Raw genomic sequence first — 17,017 nt, 5'->3', positions numbered from 1 at the left:
ATCTTTCTATCTTTGATAGGCAGCAAAAGCCGCCTTTGTCTCGGATATGAAAGATAACTTTCTCTGACAATACTAAATACATAGAGGTGCTATAGATGAGTGAAGCTGAGGCTCGTCCATCGAATTTCATTCGCCAAATTATCGATAAAGATTTAGCGGATGGTACACACAGTAGCGTGCATACTCGTTTCCCGCCGGAGCCAAATGGCTACCTGCACATTGGTCACGCTAAATCTATTTGCTTGAACTTTGGTATTGCTCAGGACTACCAGGGACAATGTAATCTTCGTTTCGATGATACAAACCCTGAAAAAGAAGACGTTGAATACGTTGAGTCAATTAAGAATGATGTAAGCTGGTTAGGCTTCGAATGGTCGGGTGATATTTGTTACTCATCAAACTACTTCGATACGCTTTACGCTTATGCTGTGGAATTAATTAATAAAGGCTTAGCGTATGTTGACGAGCTAAGTCCTGAGCAGATCCGTGAATACCGTGGCACGTTAAAAGAGCCTGGTAAAGCGAGCCCATATCGTGATCGCAGCCCTGAAGAAAACCTAGCGTTGTTTGAAAAAATGCGTGACGGTGGCTTCGAAGAAGGCAAAGCATGTCTACGTGCTAAGATCGACATGAGCTCTTCATTCATGGTTATGCGCGATCCAGTTATCTACCGTGTTCGTTTTGCTCACCACCATCAGACTGCTGACAAGTGGTGCATTTACCCAATGTACGACTTCACTCACTGTATCTCTGATGCGCTAGAGGGCATTACGCACTCTATCTGTACGCTTGAATTCCAAGATAACCGTCGTTTGTATGACTGGGTTCTAGACAACATCACGATTGATTGCCAACCTCGTCAGTACGAGTTTAGCCGTCTGAATCTTGAATACACGGTAATGTCGAAGCGCAAGCTGAACCAACTAGTGGTTGAAAACCTAGTTGAAGGCTGGGACGATCCACGTATGCCAACTATCTCTGGTCTACGTCGTCGCGGTTTCACTTCAAGTTCTATCCGTGAATTCTGTAAGCGTATTGGTGTGACTAAGCAAGAGAACATGATTGAGTTTGGTTCACTTGAATCTTGTATCCGTGATGATCTCAACGAAAATGCACCTCGTGCAATGGCTGTTCTTGATCCGATCAAGGTCGTGATTGAAAACTACGACGCTGATACAGTAGAAACATTGACAGTGGCAAACCACCCGAACAAGCCAGAAATGGGTACTCGTGAAGTTCCATTTACACGCGAAGTTTGGATTGAACGTGACGACTTCCGTGAAGAAGCAAACAAGAAGTACAAGCGTTTGGTTCTAGGTAAAGAAGTTCGCCTACGTGGTGCTTACGTGATCAAAGCTGAACGTATCGAAAAAGATGCAGAAGGCAACATTACGACTATCTTCTGTTCTTACGACAATGAAACACTCGGTAAGAACCCTGCAGATGGCCGTAAAGTAAAAGGCGTTATCCATTGGGTATCGGCTGATAAAGCACTGCCTGCTGAGATTCGTTTGTACGATCGTCTATTCACTGTGGCAAACCCAGCCGCTGCTGATGATTTCGCTGCAACGCTTAACCCTGAGTCACTTGTTACGCTAAACGGTTTTGTTGAACCTAGCCTAGCAGAAGGTGTGGCAGAGCAAGCGTATCAGTTTGAACGTACAGGTTACTTCTGCGTAGATTCGAAAGACTCGAAAGCAGACGCGCTAGTATTCAACCGTACTGTTGGCCTACGTGATACTTGGGGTAAAACTGAAGCTTAATGGCTTAGTTTTCTATAGCTCAGCTTTCTAAAGCTTAGAACCCTAAAGCTTAGCTTCTCAAGATATACTTAATAAAAAACCGGCCTAGAGCCGGTTTTTTTGTATCTGGATAAAATAACAAATTGTGGGTCAAGTTACTGTGATTCTTAATACGGTATCAACCCAAATAAAAAACGCCGGCCTAAGCCAGCGTTCTGTGTTACTTCTTCGCTTTATGTGCGTCTGGGTTGCCTTTGCAATCCCCAGTGATGCTTTTACCATACAGATATAAACTATGGTTAGTTAACTGTACGTTGTAGCGTTGAGCGATTTCTTTTTGTCTTTCTTCGATAAGATCATCAGAGAATTCGATAACTTCACCGCAGTCTAAACATACTAGGTGATCGTGGTGATGCTGTGTTGAAAGTTCAAATACAGACTTGCCGCCTTCGAAGTGGTGACGAGTTACAATGCCAGCATCATCGAATTGGTTCAGTACGCGATAAACGGTCGCAAGACCTATCTCTTCACCTAAGTCGATCAGCTTTTTATATAAATCTTCAGCACTAATATGTTGGCAGTCTGGTTGTTGTAATACTTCTAAAATTTTGAGCCGTGGGAGGGTCACTTTAAGACCAGCATCTTTTAGCGCTTGATTATTGTCTGACATATACTTTCCTGTTGATGATCTGCAGCAATTAACAGAATTCAATATTAATACCATTATAGTTTAGTCAGGCATAACAATAAACCACGAACTTCAAAGGGTTACTTACTGACATCACAATCTGTTTTGTAAATTGGAAGTATCTCACTTATAGTGGAGGTACGACCAGTCAAGCTGACGGTGTTTCTGATATGAACATGGAATGTTGTTATGAATAAGCAACTCGCAAAAATATATAAACCCAACATTGTAAAATTTGCTCTCAATATTTGGCCTCCTTTTTGGGGATCGGGAATTCGAATAGCTCACATTAGCCATGACTTTAGGGTTGTTAAGACGATACTAAAGCTGCGCTGGTGGAATAAGAACGCCAATCGTACTCAATATGGCGGCAGTATCTTTTCTCTTACCGATCCAGTTTACTCTTTGATGTTAATGGGTATTTTAGGTGAGCGATATTATGTTTGGGATAAAGAGGCGAGTATTAACTTTATCAAGCCGGGTCAATCCGACTTGTATGCAGATTTTGAGATAAGCCAAGGGCAACTGGATGATATCTACCGTCAGACACAGCTTGGTGAGAAGTGCTTCCCCGAATTTATTATCCACGTTAAAGATAAGCAGGGGAATGTGGTGTCAGAAATTCAGCGAACCCTGTATGTGAGAAAGAAGCCGCAGTTCAGAGAGGATGACGAAGCATTAGAAGCTGAGTGTTGATTGATGAACATTAAATAGCAAAAAACCTCCTATAAGGAGGTTTTTTTATATCTACATATCGGTCATTAATTGTAACAATTAACAATCGCTAGAGAATTAGTCTTCTAACTCTGCTAGGCACATTTCTTCGTGGATTTGTTTAACCCAGTTAGATACACGCTCATCAGTTAGCTCAGGTTGACGGTCTTCATCGATACATAGACCAACGAATTGGCTGTCATCGCCTTCAACTAAGCCTTTCGATGCTTCAAATTCGTAGCTTTCAGTTGATGTGTGACCTAGGATAGTACCGCCTTTCGCTTCAACGATGTCACGGATAGTACCCATAGCATCACAGAAGTATTCTGCGTAATCTTCTTGGTCGCCACAACCAAAGATAGCAACAAGCTTAGTTGAAAAATCAATAGCTTCTAGCTCAGGGAAAAAGTCGTCCCAATCACATTGTGCTTCGCCGTAGTACCACGTAGGGATACCAAGCAGCAGTAGATCGAAGTTATCGATATCTTCTTTGCTGCTTTTTGCAATGTCTTGAACTTGAACGAGCTGCTTGCCCAATTGCTTTTGAATCATCTTAGCAACAGCTTCAGTGTTACCTGTATCGCTACCAAAGAAGAGACCTACACTTGCCATAGAATCATTACCTTTCATTTTGTCTGTTGTCGGTGTAATAAAGTTCGGAGGAAATCGTTAGATTCCAGTTCCTTCCCAGCTTAGTTGGATTATCCCTTTTGCGATAAAACCTGCGCAGCCAAGGAAAAGTACTAACCATACGATGCGACGACCAAATGCAGGAACATTTCCTTCCTTTAGAACGTCTTTAATTGCCATTCCGATTAGAAAGAAAATCGCGGCAAACAGAAGATCTAAACCAATGGATTCAATGATGTTCATGTAGTCGTAAAGCATGGGAACCTTATATACCAAATTTGCTTGGGCGCACTATATCACTGTTGTGAGATAAAGTTAATCTGCTGTGATTACACAGCTCTCATTTATATCGACTAATCAACCTATCTAAGCGATGAATTTTCTTATTGCACGGAGTACTTCAGCTGGCTTTTCCGCGTGTAACCAGTGTCCCGTGTTAGCGATAACATGAGCCTTTGCGTTGGAAAACTGCTGTTGAACGGCGGTTTGATGCTCAGCTGTGAGGTAATCAGAATCCCCACCTTTTATTAGCAAGGTTTTGACCGAGGTTTTCTCGATCGGTTCCCAACCAATAATATGTGGATAGTTGCTCAATAACGAAGCAACGTTGAAGCGCCATTCCATGATGCCTTGTTCCGTTTTGAACAAAGATTTGGTCAAAAACTGGCGAACCCCATCAATTTCGATATGTTTTGCGAGGATCTTAAGCGCGTCTGAGCGTGATGTCGGTTTTTCTTCTATCACGGCTTGTAGGCCGGCGAATACGTTGTCGTGACGACTTTGGGTGTACGCGACTGGTGCCATATCCAAGACAATCAATTTATGCAGCGTAAGATGTTGTGTCAGCGCCATCGCTACCTTGCCACCCATGGAGTGACCAATCACAGTGACATCATTTAACTCAAGATCATTCAGTAGTTGAGCCACATCTTGTGCCATTGCTTTATAGTCGTGAGTGTCACTATGGAAGGATTGGCCGTGGTTGCGTAGATCGATACTAAGTACCTGGTGATCGGCTTTTAGATCCCTAGCGAGCAAGCCAAGGTTGTCCAGATTACCGAATAATCCATGGATCAAAACAATGGTGTGACCCGCACCTTCTAATTTATAGTTGAGCTGTACTGACATTTTTATCTTATTCATGGTGGGTTTGACGTAGAGTATCCGCGCGGATCTCGCTATAATCCCCCAGAGTTTAAACATTGAGATTGTGAAAAGCGAATGAAAACAATTGAGGTTGATGAGGACCTATACCGTTTTATTGCGGGTCAGACAGAACGTATTGGCGAAAGCGCTTCAGATATTCTGCGCCGCTTATTACAGGTTGATAGCCAAGGCATGGTTCCGATCGAAGAGATCGTTGAGCCAAAAGGTATCGTTGTTAGCAAAGAGGTAGGCTTTACTCCAGAGAAGTTCGATGGTGTTAAAGAAATGCGCTCACTACTAATATCAGATGAGTTTGCATCACTGAAGAAAGCCATTGATCGTTTCATGCTTGTGTTATCGACACTGCATAAAATCGACCCTTTAAGCTTTTCAGAAGCAACTCAAGTAAAAGGCCGCAAGCGTGTTTACTTTGCAGACAACGAAGAGACCTTGCTAGCAAACGGCAACACAACGAAGCCTAAAGCCATTCCACAAAGTCCTTTTTGGGTTATAACTAATAATAACACTAGCCGTAAAAGACAAATGGTTGAACAGCTTATGAGCCGCATGAGTTTCCAAGCAGAATTGATAGAAAAAGTAACAGGTTCAATTTAACGAAATCTGATTTAAACCTCATAATATCCATGGATAAGAAGATATTATGAGGTTTTTTTGTTTTTAAATTTTATATATAAGGATGTCGAAAAATGGCTATGCACCCTCGTGCTGGGCAGAAAGCTCAGCAGGAAGATCTTCATAATATTCCGGCTTTAGTTGCTAACTATTTCTTACAGCAACCGGATGCTACTAACCCAGATCACAAAGTACTGTTCGGTACTTCAGGTCACCGTGGTACAGCAGACAAATCAACATTTAATGAAAACCACATTCTCGCGATCGCACAAGCGGTGGCTGAAGTTCGTGCTGAGCAAGGTACAACAGGACCTCTTTTCCTAGGTAAAGATACTCACGCTCTCTCTGAGCCTGCGTTTTCTACTGTAATCGAAGTGCTTGTAGCCAACGATGTTGAAGTTATTATTCAAGAAAACAATGGCTTTACTCCAACACCAGGTATCTCGCACGCGATTCTTACGCATAACCTAGTGAATGACAAAAAAGCGGACGGCATTGTTATCACGCCTTCGCATAACCCACCACAAGACGGTGGTATTAAATACAATCCGACACACGGTGGCCCTGCTGAGGCTGAGCTAACTCAAGCGATTGAAGATCGTGCGAACGTCATCATTGCTGAGCAAATGCAAGGTGTAAAGCGTACTCCTATCGCACAGGCTAAACAGTCTGAGCTAGTGAAAGAAGTTGATCTCGTTGCTCCTTACATTGCTGATTTGGTTAACGTGGTTGATATGGAAGCGATCCAGAAAGCAAACATCAAGATTGGTGTTGATCCACTGGGTGGCAGCGGTATTGATTACTGGCGTCAAATTGGCAAAGCGTACAACCTAGATCTTACTCTGGTCAGTGAAGCGGTTGATCCTTCGTTCCAATTTATGTCTCTAGACAAAGATGGTGTGGTTCGTATGGATTGTTCTTCTCCGTACGCAATGGCAGGCTTACTGGCGCTTAAAGATGACTATCAACTAGCGTTTGGTAACGACCCTGATTACGATCGCCACGGCATTGTTACGCCAAAAGGCTTGATGAATCCAAACCACTTCCTAGCGGTTTGTATTGACTACCTATACCGTAACCGTGAAGGTTGGGGCAAAGACGTTGCAGTGGGTAAAACACTAGTATCAAGTGCACTAATCGACCGTGTTGTTGCCGACTTAGGTCGTGAACTTTGTGAAGTGCCGGTTGGTTTCAAATGGTTCGTTGATGGCTTATACAACGGTCAGTTTGGTTTCGGTGGTGAAGAGAGTGCTGGCGCATCTTTCTTACGTAAAGACGGAACGCCTTGGTCAACAGATAAAGATGGCCTAATTCTTTGCCTGCTTGCGGCTGAGATCACAGCAGTAACGGGTAAGAATCCACAAGAATACTACGAAGAGCTTGCTGCTAAACACGGCGAATCTAAGTATAACCGTATTCAAGCGGTAGCAAACGGTGCACAAAAAGACGTACTTAAGAAGCTGTCTCCAGAGATGGTTTCTGCTGAGACGCTGGCTGGTGACCCAATTACTGCACGCCTAACGCACGCTCCGGGTAATGGCGCTGCGATTGGTGGCCTAAAAGTGACGACTGAAAACGGTTGGTTTGCTGCTCGTCCATCAGGTACAGAAGACATCTACAAGATCTACTGTGAAAGCTTTAAAGGTGAAGAGCACCTGAAAGCAATCGAAGCAGAAGCTCAAGAGATTGTTAATCAAGTATTTGCAGCCGCTGGCCTATAATCGAATACCGATTAGTAGAGTCATCAAGTAAATAGTGAAAGGGTTGATGTGAAAGCATCAGCCCTTTTTTATATCAGCTCGTGGGTAAAGCGGCTAAAGCTAGGTGGTTGAATTACTGTACAACTGAGTAGGTTATACTATCCGTGTGGCCAACTTTGTGGCATCACAAACCAAAACTGCCCTGATTTAGTTTGCCCATGAACGAAGCGATCACCAAATTCGGTGATAGGTTCACAGGTGAAGTCATCAGTGCCAGCTGCCCATTGCTCTTTGGTGAGAGGGTAGAGTACATCAGTAATTAAATGGGCTTGGTTTTGATAACACCAAAAACCGTTTACTTGGCTTGAATTAATGTCGTAGCCCAAACATTCGGTAGGTACTTTTTGAGCTAAGAATGGGTTGGTATATAGACGACCCTGCATGAGGAGATGTTTTGAGTCGACATCGATCTCTGGATATTGCTCCACAAACGCCGCTGAAGAGGACATGCCAAGTTGATGGGTGAGCATCCTGTCTAACTTCTTATCCAATTGGTCATGAGAGTTAGGACCAAACCATGTCTGTTCATGGAGCAGGTAAAACTTGATCGCGACTTCCCAGTGTTGCAGCTTTTGGTTGTTCTCTTTTTCAAGAATAAAGTCGATAGCACCGAGTGTTCTTCCCTCAACATTAATTTGAATCTCATCGTACTTGACCGAATAATCAGGTGAGGCTTCAATGACTTGTTCACATAGATGCTGGTAAAGGAAACCTAACCTTGGGTTTCCGTTATAAGTGTGTGATGAGTCGATGGCATGGGTGCTTAAGAATGCACCAAGATCGGAAATCGGTGGCTTAATTTTCAGTAACGGCGGTGAGTCGATGACCCATTGGTAAAAACGTTGCAGTGCTGTCATCGGTTCCTCATAAACTCATCGTGGGGCTTTCGACATTCTACCCGTAAATTGATATAACGACGTTATTATAAAGTTAAGCTGGAAAGAAAAATGAATAACTTACAATTAGAAAAGCTACTTAACGAAAAACTTCAGCCACAGCAGATTAAAGATTACTGTCCTAATGGTCTTCAAGTGGAAGGTACTTCTCAAGTAAAGCGGATTGTTACTGGTGTGACAGCTTCTCAAGCATTAATTGATAAAGCGGTAGAACTGAACGCAGACGCTTTATTGGTCCATCACGGTTTCTTTTGGAAAGGTGAGTCAGAAGCCATTCGTGGTATGAAGGGTAAGCGCATTCGTACCTTGATTAAAAATGACATTAACCTTTTGGGTTACCACTTGCCTCTTGATATTCACCCTGAGTTAGGCAACAACGCCAAGCTTGCTGAGTTGCTTGATATCGAAGTTGAAGGCGGTTTAGAAGGGCACCCACAATCAGTTGCGATGTTTGGTAAGTTGAGTTCACCAATAACTGGTGCGGAGTTCGCAGAAAAGATTGGCCAAGCTTTGAACCGCAAGCCATTACATATCGCTCCAGAAAACCAAGATAAAATGATTACGACTGTCGGTTGGTGCACTGGTGGTGGTCAAGATTACATTGAGTTAGCTGCGTCTCAAGGTATTGATGCATTTATCTCTGGTGAAATTTCAGAGCGCACAACGTACTCTGCACGTGAGCAAGATATTCATTACTTTGCAGCAGGCCACCACGCAACAGAACGTTATGGTGTGAAGGCATTAGGTGAGTGGTTAGCGAAAGAGCATGACTTAGATGTAGAATTTATCGATATTGATAATCCAGTGTAACCACGTTTAGAGGTTATGACTTTCTGGATATTTGTACCTTCATTGAAGTGATACGAAATACTGGAAGACAAAAAAGGGTTGATGTTAATACATCAACCCTTTTTGATTTCAATCGATTAGAAAAGTTTAAACTTTACTATTCGCGCTCGTGTAGAGCTTGGAAATCACGCTGTTCTTCACCAGTATACAACTGACGAGGACGACCGATACGGTTCGTCGGATCGCTGTGCATTTCGTTCCAGTGTGCAATCCAACCGATAGTACGAGACATCGCGAAGATTACTGTGAACATTGATACAGGAATACCGATCGCTTTCAGAATGATACCTGAGTAGAAATCTACGTTCGGGTATAGCTTCTTAGAAACAAAGTACTCGTCAGAAAGAGCGATGCGCTCAAGTTCCATTGCTACGTCTAGTAGTGGATCTTGAATGTTTAGCTCTTTAAGTACTTCGTGACACGCTTCACGCATTACTGTTGCACGTGGATCGTAGTTTTTGTAAACACGGTGACCGAAGCCCATTAGGCGGAATGGGTCATCTTTGTCTTTTGCTTTTGCTACATATTCTTCAATGTTGTCTACGCTACCGATCTCTTCAAGCATCATTAGACAAGCTTCGTTAGCACCACCGTGAGCAGGACCCCACAAAGAAGCGATACCAGCAGCAATACAAGCAAATGGGTTTGCACCCGAAGAACCTGCTAAACGAACCGTTGACGTTGAAGCATTCTGTTCGTGATCAGCATGTAACGTAAAGATTTTGTCCATTGCGCGAGCGACAACAGGGTTTACTTCATATTCTTCACATGGGTTTGCATACATCATATGTAGGAAGTTTTCTGCGTAGCCTAGGTCATTGCGCGGGTAGATAAACGGTTGACCGATAGAATATTTGTAACACATTGCAGCCAGTGTCGGCATCTTAGAAATTAGGCGGTATGCCGCAATTTCACGGTGTGTGTCGTTATTAACATCTAATGAATCATGATAGAACGCAGCAAGCGCACCTACCACACCACACATAACAGCCATTGGGTGAGCGTCACGACGGAAGCCGTGGAAGAAACTAGCAATTTGCTCGTGAACCATGGTGTGACGTGTGACTGTCGTCTTGAACTCTTCGTATTGAGCTCGAGAAGGAGCTTCGCCGTATAAAAGAATGTAACAAACTTCTAAGTAATCAGCGTTATTGGCCAGTTGATCAATTGGATAACCACGGTGTAGAAGGATACCTTTTCCACCGTCAATATAAGTTATTTGCGATTCACAAGATGCAGTGGCAAGAAAACCAGGATCAAAAGTGAAAAAACCATTAGAACCCAGTGTACGAACGTCGATGACTGGAGTACCAAGTACACCTTCTGTAATCGGCAATTCGATCGGTGCTTGACCTTCAATATGAAGGGTAGCTTTCTTATCCGCCATAACAATCTCCTTTGTTATTATTAATCCGTCCAGGATGTTTATGTGCCATTTTTTTACTGGTCTTACGTGAGAAAGTCAATTTTTCTGCAGCTTTGTGTGCACTTGTTAGTGTTTTTTACATTAAATTCGTTAAAAATCTGTTCTGTGTAGCATTATTTGTTGCATCAATTGTATTAGAATGTTGCCAGCCGTATAGTGGCGCTGAAAAGTTTGGTTAAAACCTTATAAATGCAAGGCTAAGAAGAAATGTGAGGTGTCTTCAGAAACCTAGCTGTTAACAATTATTTTACAATTATCTAAGGCTCAACCTACGTTATTTGTTAAGTTAATGTTAAATTTTGAGGGTTTGCAATCAAATTTTGTCCATAACAATACATAAGGTTATTTAATGACCATCATGCTCAATGGAGCTGAGTGAGCGAGCCCGTGAAAGAAAGAAAGACAAGACCTGTTAATTTAGATTTACAGACCATCCACTTTCCTATCACAGCAATAGCTTCCATCCTACACCGTGTGTCTGGGGTGATTACTTTTGTTGCGATCGGAATTCTGCTTTGGTTACTATCCATTTCCCTCTCTTCCCCTGTAGGCTTTATGGAAGCTAGCGACATTGTCGACGGTTTCTTCGTGAAGTTTATTCTGTGGGGCATTTTAACCGCTTTGGCTTACCACATTGCTGGTGGTATTCGTCACCTTCTTATGGACCTTGGTCACTTTGAAGAGCTGGAATCTGGCGCTAAGAGCGCGAAGGTTGCATTCGCAGCAACAGCGGTATTGTCTCTACTAGCGGGGATCTTAGTATGGTAAACAACGTTTCTACTTTTGGTCGTAATGGTGTGCATGATTATCTATTGATTCGTGCAACAGCCATCATTATGACGCTTTACACTATCTACCTAGTGAGCTTCTGTGCTTTCTCAGGTGATATTTCTTACGCATCTTGGACGCAATTCTTTGGTGGTACCTTCACTAAAGTCTTCACCATGTTAGCACTTACTTCAATTTTGGTTCACGCGTGGATCGGCTTGTGGCAAGTACTAACTGACTACATCAAATGTGCAAAATTGCGCGTTGGTCTTCAAGTCGGTGTTGTTGCGGTTCTTCTAGGATATTTCTTCTCTGGTCTGTTTATTTTGTGGGGTGCGTAAGTGACTATTCCTGTTCGTGAGTTTGATGCTGTAGTAATTGGCGCTGGTGGTGCTGGTATGCGCGCCGCGCTACAAATTTCTGAGCAAGGCCTATCTTGTGCATTGCTTTCTAAAGTTTTCCCAACTCGTTCTCATACTGTATCTGCGCAAGGTGGTATCACCGTTGCTCTTGGTAATGCGCATGAAGATCACTGGGAACAACACATGTACGATACGGTTAAAGGTTCCGATTACATCGGTGACCAAGATGCTATCGAGTACATGTGTAAAAATGGCCCTGAGTCAGTTATCGAATTAGAAAAAATGGGTCTTCCATTTTCTCGCTTTGATAACGGCAGTATTTACCAACGTCCGTTTGGTGGCCAATCTAAGAATTTTGGTGGTGAGCAAGCGGCTCGTACTGCAGCGGCAGCTGACCGTACTGGTCACGCACTGCTTCATACGCTTTACCAACAAAACATTAAACACAAAACGACGGTTTTCTCTGAGTGGTATGCACTGGATCTTGTTAAAAACGAAGATGGTGCAATCTTAGGTACTACCGCGCTTTGTATGGAAACGGGCGAGGTTTGCTACTTCAAAGCGAAGGCAACAATCCTTGCTACTGGTGGTGCTGGTCGTATCTACGCATCAACAACGAATGCACACATTAACACTGGTGACGGTGTTGGTATGGCGATTCGTGCAGGCGTTCCAATGCAAGACATCGAAATGTGGCAGTTCCACCCAACGGGTATCGCTGGCGCAGGTGTTTTGGTAACAGAAGGTTGTCGTGGTGAAGGTGGTTACCTTCTCAATAAAGACGGCGAGCGCTTCATGGAACGTTATGCTCCGAATGCTAAAGATTTAGCAGGTCGTGATGTTGTAGCTCGTTCGATGATGGTTGAGATTCGTGAAGGTCGTGGTTGTGATGGTCCATGGGGTCCACACATCAAGCTGAAACTTGATCATCTAGGTAAAGAGACGCTTGAATCTCGTCTGCCGGGTGTATGTGAGCTTTCTCGTACCTTCGCTCACGTTGATCCAGTTAAAGAACCAATTCCTGTAATCCCAACGTGTCACTACATGATGGGTGGTGTTCCAACTCAGGTTTCTGGTCAAGCAATTAAACAAACTGAAGACGGTACAGACGTTGAAATTCAAGGTCTATTCGCTTGTGGCGAAATCGCTTCAGTATCTGTACATGGTGCAAACCGTCTAGGTGGCAACTCGCTACTTGATTTGGTTGTGTTCGGTCGTGCAACAGGTCTTCACCTTGGTGAGACTTTGAATAAGCAAGCTGAAGCAAAACCTGCAACTGAAGCCGACATTGAACGTTCACTAGAGCGCTACAATCGTTGGGAAAACAGTACTGACGGTGAAGACCCTGCGGTAATTCGTAAAGATCTTCAGCAATGTATGCAGAACAACTTCTCTGTATTCCGTGAAGGTAAAGCGATGGCTGATGGCTTAGAAGAGCTTAAAGTGATTCGTGAGCGTCTTAAGAATGCACACCTTTCAGATAAGTCGACAGAGTTCAACACGCAACGTATTGAGTGTTTAGAGCTTGAAAACTTGATGGAAACGGCATTCGCAACTGCGGTTGCAGCAAACTTCCGTACAGAGAGTCGTGGAGCGCATGCTCGTTTTGACTTCCCAGACCGTGATGATGAGCAATGGCTATGCCACTCACTTTACAACCCAGAATCAGAAAGTATGACTAAGCGTGGCGTGAACATGGAACCTATCCATCGTGAAGCATTCCCGCCGAAAGCACGTACGTACTAAGGAGATATGACCATGAAACTGAATTTCTCTTTATACCGTTACAACCCAGATGTGGACCAGAAGCCTTACATGAAAGAGTACACCCTAGAGGTGGAAGAAGGCTCTGACATGATGCTTTTGGATGCGCTTATTCTTTTGAAAGAGCAAGATCCAACGATTTCATTCCGTCGTTCATGCCGTGAAGGTGTATGTGGTTCTGATGGCTTGAACATGAATGGTAAAAATGGATTGGCGTGTATTACACCTCTGTCTGCTCTTACTGGCCAAGATAAAATCGTAATTCGCCCACTTCCAGGTTTGCCTGTGGTACGTGATTTAATCGTAGACATGACTCAGTTCTACGATAACTACGAAAAAGTTAAGCCGTTCTTAGTGTCTGATGGCAATGTGCCACCGGCTCGTGAAAACCTACAAAGCCCTGATGAGCGTGCTCATTTAGATGGTTTGTATGAATGTATCATGTGTGCATGTTGTACGACTTCGTGCCCATCATTCTGGTGGAATCCAGATAAGTTCATCGGACCAGCTGGCCTGCTTGCAGCATACCGTTGGCTAATAGATAGCCGAGATACGGCGACAGACGAACGTCTGTCCGATCTTGATGATGCATTTAGCGTTTTTCGTTGCCATGGCATCATGAATTGTGTAAGTGTTTGTCCTAAGGGATTAAATCCGACGAAAGCGATTGGTCACATCAAGACCATGCTTGTGAATCGTTCGGTTTAAGTTATATAAAAATTGCCGCCCTAGAAGTTTTGGGGCGGCCTTTTAATAGCTCGGCATAGACCGCAGCAAACGTGAAAACTACTGGTTAAGGGAAAATATGCACAACGGCGTGATGAAGGCATGGCTCGAGTCTTCACACTTGGCTGGCGCCAATGCAACGTACGTAGAAGAACTCTATGAACTGTATCTAAGTGACCCCGATTCGGTAAGTGACGAATGGAGAAGTGTTTTTGAAGAATTGCCTGTGCAGGCTTCAGAAGCAGTGGAACAACCACACTCTCGTGTTCGTGAATACTTCCGTCGACTCGCTCAAGAAACAAAGCATTACAGTGTCCAAGTTAGTGATCCAGATGTCGATGCGAAACAAGTAAAGGTTCTGCAACTTATTAATGCCTATCGATTCCGAGGGCATCAATCAGCAAATCTAGACCCTCTAGGTTTATGGGAAAGAGATACAGTCGCTGAACTGGATCCTTCTTTCCACACTCTTACCGAAGATGACCTCAATGAGACGTTTAACGTCGGCTCTTACGCCATTGGCCAAGAGACGATGGTGCTTCGAGATTTGTACAAATCTTTAAAGCAAACTTATTGTGGTTCGATTGGTGCTGAATACATGCACATGACTAACACAGAGCAAAAGCGTTGGATCCAACAACGTTTAGAGTCTGTTTCTGGTCAACCCTCTTTCGATAAAGAAGAAAAGCAAGCTTTCCTAGAAGAGCTAACTGCTGCTGAAGGTCTTGAGCGCTATCTTGGTGCTAAATTCCCAGGCGCAAAACGTTTCTCGTTGGAAGGTGGTGATGCGTTGATCCCAATGACGAAGGAAATTATTCGTCATGCAGGTGGACAAGGCATGCGTGAAGTTGTTGTTGGTATGGCTCACCGTGGTCGTCTAAACATGCTGGTCAATGTGCTTGGTAAAAAGCCACAAGACCTGTTTGACGAGTTTGCGGGCAAGCACAGCGATGACTCGTGGGGCACTGGTGATGTGAAATACCACCAAGGTTTCTCTGCGGATTTCGCAACACCAGGTGGCAACGTTCACTTAGCACTTGCATTTAACCCATCTCACTTAGAAATCGTAAACCCGGTAGTTATCGGTTCTGTACGTGCTCGCCAAGATCGCCTAGACGATAAAGATGGCAGCCGCGTACTTCCAATTACTATCCATGGTGATTCAGCTATCGCTGGCCAGGGTGTAGTACAAGAGACGTTCAACATGTCTCAAGCTCGTGGTTTCTGTGTTGGTGGTACGGTTCGTATCGTTGTAAATAACCAAGTTGGTTTTACAACGTCTAACCCTCGCGATACACGTTCTACGATGTACTGTACCGATATCGCGAAGATGGTTCAGGCTCCGATTTTCCACGTTAACTCTGATGATCCAGAAGCTGTCGCTTTCGTAGCACGTCTTGCATTAGATTACCGTAATACGTTTAAGCGTGATGTTGTTATTGATTTGGTTTGTTACCGTCGCCACGGTCACAATGAAGCCGATGAGCCGAATGCAACGCAGCCTTTGATGTACCAAAAAATCAAGAAGCATCCAACGCCACGTAAGCTTTATGCTGACGTGCTAATGGAACGCGGTGAGTTTGGTATTGATACGGCAACTCAACTCGTTAACGAATATCGTGATGCACTTGATCACGGTGAAGTTGTGGTTAAAGAGTGGCGCCCAATGGCACTTCACTCAGTGGACTGGTCACCTTACCTAGGTCACGACTGGAACATCGAATGGGACAACAAGATTGATATCGAGCGCCTGAAAGAGCTTGGTAGCAAACTTTGCCAATACCCAGACAGCCATAAGCTGCAAAGCCGAGTAAACAAACTGTACAACGATCGTACTGCCATGGTGAATGGTGAGAAACAAGTCGATTGGGGTATGGCCGAGACTCTGGCTTACGCAACACTTGTTGATGACGGTAAGCGTATTCGTATCTCAGGCCAAGATTCAGGTCGTGGTACGTTCTTCCACCGTCACTCAGTACTGCACAATCAATCAGATGCAAGCACGTATGTTCCTCTTGCGAACATTCATGATAAACAAGGGCCATTCCAAGTATTTGACTCTGTGTTATCTGAAGAAGCGGTACTCGCATTTGAGTATGGTTATGCAACGGCAGAACCAAGCGGTCTAACCCTTTGGGAAGCGCAATTTGGTGACTTCGCAAACGGTGCACAAGTTGTGATCGATCAATTCATTTCGTCAGGTGAGCAAAAGTGGGCACGTTTATGTGGTCTAACTATGCTGCTTCCTCACGGCTATGAAGGCCAAGGCCCAGAGCACTCATCTGCACGTCTTGAACGTTACCTTCAATTATGTGCTGAACAAAACATGCAGGTTGTTGTTCCTTCAACACCGGCACAGGTTTATCACATGATTCGCCGTCAGGTTGTCCGACCAATGCGTCGTCCACTGATCGTAATGTCACCTAAGTCATTGCTTCGTCACCCTCTATGTACGTCTTCTATGGAAGATTTAGCAGAAGGTACGTTCCAACCAGCTATCGCAGAAATTGATGATCTGGCTCCTGAGAACGTAAAACGCGTCGTGTTCTGTTCAGGTAAGGTTTACTTTGACCTGCTTGATCAAAGACGTAAGAACGAGCAAGACGATGTCGCTATTGTACGTATTGAGCAACTTTACCCGTTCCCTTACGAGGACGTGAGAGCTGCAATCGCACAGTACACAAATGTAGTCGATTACGTTTGGTGTCAAGAAGAGCCACAAAACCAAGGTGCTTGGTACAGCAGCCAACATAATTTCCGAGCTGCTATCCCAGTGGGTGCTGATATTCAATACGCAGGTCGTCCTGCATCAGCATCACCAGCTGTTGGCTATATGTCGGTACACTTGAAACAACAAAAAGCGTTAGTTGACGACGCTTTGACCCTACTTAAGAACTAGAAGTAAAAGGAAAA

Annotated in this window: 16 protein-coding genes; 10 read left to right on the top strand and 6 right to left on the bottom strand. The window is 44.0% G+C overall.

The features are described 5' to 3' along the window. Positions 1-95: 95 nt before the first annotated feature. Positions 96-1,763, top strand: coding sequence for a glutamine--tRNA ligase (gene glnS, locus AC3CIA_RS11615; RefSeq protein WP_017085952.1), 1,668 nt, complete (start codon positions 96-98; stop codon positions 1,761-1,763). Positions 1,764-1,962: 199 nt separating this feature from the next. Here glnS and fcrX read toward each other — a convergent pair whose 3' ends face one another. Then, positions 1,963-2,412 carry a ferric iron uptake transcriptional regulator FcrX gene (fcrX, locus tag AC3CIA_RS11610; RefSeq protein WP_004734226.1) on the bottom strand — a complete coding sequence of 150 codons (450 nt, stop codon included), beginning with the start codon at positions 2,410-2,412 and terminating at the stop codon, positions 1,963-1,965. Positions 2,413-2,619: 207 nt separating this feature from the next. Between fcrX and AC3CIA_RS11605 the strand changes: the two genes are divergently transcribed. After that, entirely contained in the window at positions 2,620-3,126 is a 507-nt protein-coding gene (locus AC3CIA_RS11605; protein WP_114633860.1) for a DUF4442 domain-containing protein, read from the top strand. A gap of 96 nt (positions 3,127-3,222) precedes the next feature. Here AC3CIA_RS11605 and fldA read toward each other — a convergent pair whose 3' ends face one another. The 3 genes from fldA to AC3CIA_RS11590 all read right to left on the bottom strand — a co-directional run bounded on the left by fldA (position 3,223) and on the right by AC3CIA_RS11590 (position 4,902). Continuing rightward, complete coding sequence (gene fldA, locus AC3CIA_RS11600; RefSeq protein ID WP_004734224.1) at positions 3,223-3,756, bottom strand: flavodoxin FldA; 534 nt, start codon at positions 3,754-3,756, stop codon at positions 3,223-3,225. A 57-nt stretch (positions 3,757-3,813) separates the two neighbouring features. Next, the gene (locus AC3CIA_RS11595; RefSeq protein ID WP_004734223.1) at positions 3,814-4,032 is read right to left on the bottom strand and encodes a DUF2788 domain-containing protein; all 219 of its coding nucleotides are present in this window, start codon (positions 4,030-4,032) and stop codon (positions 3,814-3,816) included. A 108-nt stretch (positions 4,033-4,140) separates the two neighbouring features. Further along, positions 4,141-4,902, bottom strand: a complete 762-nt coding sequence (locus tag AC3CIA_RS11590) for an alpha/beta fold hydrolase (RefSeq protein ID WP_488518898.1) — start codon at positions 4,900-4,902, stop codon at positions 4,141-4,143. A gap of 93 nt (positions 4,903-4,995) precedes the next feature. Between AC3CIA_RS11590 and seqA the strand changes: the two genes are divergently transcribed. Both seqA and pgm read left to right on the top strand, forming a co-directional pair. Then, a complete protein-coding gene (gene seqA / locus AC3CIA_RS11585; RefSeq protein WP_004734221.1) occupies positions 4,996-5,535 on the top strand; it encodes a replication initiation negative regulator SeqA in 540 nt (179 codons plus the stop codon). 92 nt (positions 5,536-5,627) lie between these two features. Continuing rightward, entirely contained in the window at positions 5,628-7,274 is a 1,647-nt protein-coding gene (gene pgm, locus AC3CIA_RS11580) for a phosphoglucomutase (alpha-D-glucose-1,6-bisphosphate-dependent) (protein ID WP_054547181.1), read from the top strand. Between the two features lie 137 nt (positions 7,275-7,411). On the opposite strand, the gene AC3CIA_RS11575 is transcribed toward pgm, so the two are convergent. Next, positions 7,412-8,170: a DUF1853 family protein gene (locus AC3CIA_RS11575; protein WP_488518148.1), complete on the bottom strand. Its 759-nt coding sequence runs from the start codon at positions 8,168-8,170 to the stop codon at positions 7,412-7,414. 90 nt (positions 8,171-8,260) lie between these two features. Between AC3CIA_RS11575 and AC3CIA_RS11570 the strand changes: the two genes are divergently transcribed. Continuing rightward, a complete protein-coding gene (locus tag AC3CIA_RS11570; protein WP_488518147.1) occupies positions 8,261-9,019 on the top strand; it encodes a Nif3-like dinuclear metal center hexameric protein in 759 nt (252 codons plus the stop codon). A 136-nt stretch (positions 9,020-9,155) separates the two neighbouring features. Here the strand turns inward: AC3CIA_RS11570 and AC3CIA_RS11565 are convergent, their stop codons facing one another. Continuing rightward, positions 9,156-10,445, bottom strand: coding sequence for a citrate synthase (locus AC3CIA_RS11565; protein WP_004734217.1), 1,290 nt, complete (start codon positions 10,443-10,445; stop codon positions 9,156-9,158). Positions 10,446-10,859: 414 nt separating this feature from the next. On the opposite strand from AC3CIA_RS11565, the gene sdhC reads away from it, so the two are divergent. The 5 genes from sdhC to sucA all read left to right on the top strand — a co-directional run bounded on the left by sdhC (position 10,860) and on the right by sucA (position 17,003). Then, a complete protein-coding gene (gene sdhC / locus AC3CIA_RS11560; protein ID WP_012604532.1) occupies positions 10,860-11,252 on the top strand; it encodes a succinate dehydrogenase cytochrome b556 subunit in 393 nt (130 codons plus the stop codon). After that, positions 11,246-11,593: a succinate dehydrogenase, hydrophobic membrane anchor protein gene (gene sdhD / locus AC3CIA_RS11555; protein ID WP_004734215.1), complete on the top strand. Its 348-nt coding sequence runs from the start codon at positions 11,246-11,248 to the stop codon at positions 11,591-11,593. The genes sdhC and sdhD overlap by 7 nt, the downstream gene beginning before the upstream one ends. Beyond that, entirely contained in the window at positions 11,594-13,360 is a 1,767-nt protein-coding gene (gene sdhA, locus AC3CIA_RS11550; protein WP_009847321.1) for a succinate dehydrogenase flavoprotein subunit, read from the top strand. It abuts the gene before it with no gap. 12 nt (positions 13,361-13,372) lie between these two features. Continuing rightward, a complete protein-coding gene (locus AC3CIA_RS11545) occupies positions 13,373-14,086 on the top strand; it encodes a succinate dehydrogenase iron-sulfur subunit (protein WP_004734213.1) in 714 nt (237 codons plus the stop codon). Between the two features lie 97 nt (positions 14,087-14,183). Then, positions 14,184-17,003 carry a 2-oxoglutarate dehydrogenase E1 component gene (gene sucA, locus AC3CIA_RS11540; RefSeq protein WP_017079473.1) on the top strand — a complete coding sequence of 940 codons (2,820 nt, stop codon included), beginning with the start codon at positions 14,184-14,186 and terminating at the stop codon, positions 17,001-17,003. The last annotated feature ends 14 nt before the right edge of the window (positions 17,004-17,017 follow it).

The sequence above is a fragment of the Vibrio sp. QJM3NY_27 genome (assembly GCF_057785955.1).
The sequence above is the reverse complement of the archived record's forward strand: the minus strand, read 5'-3'. Positions and strand labels throughout refer to the sequence as shown.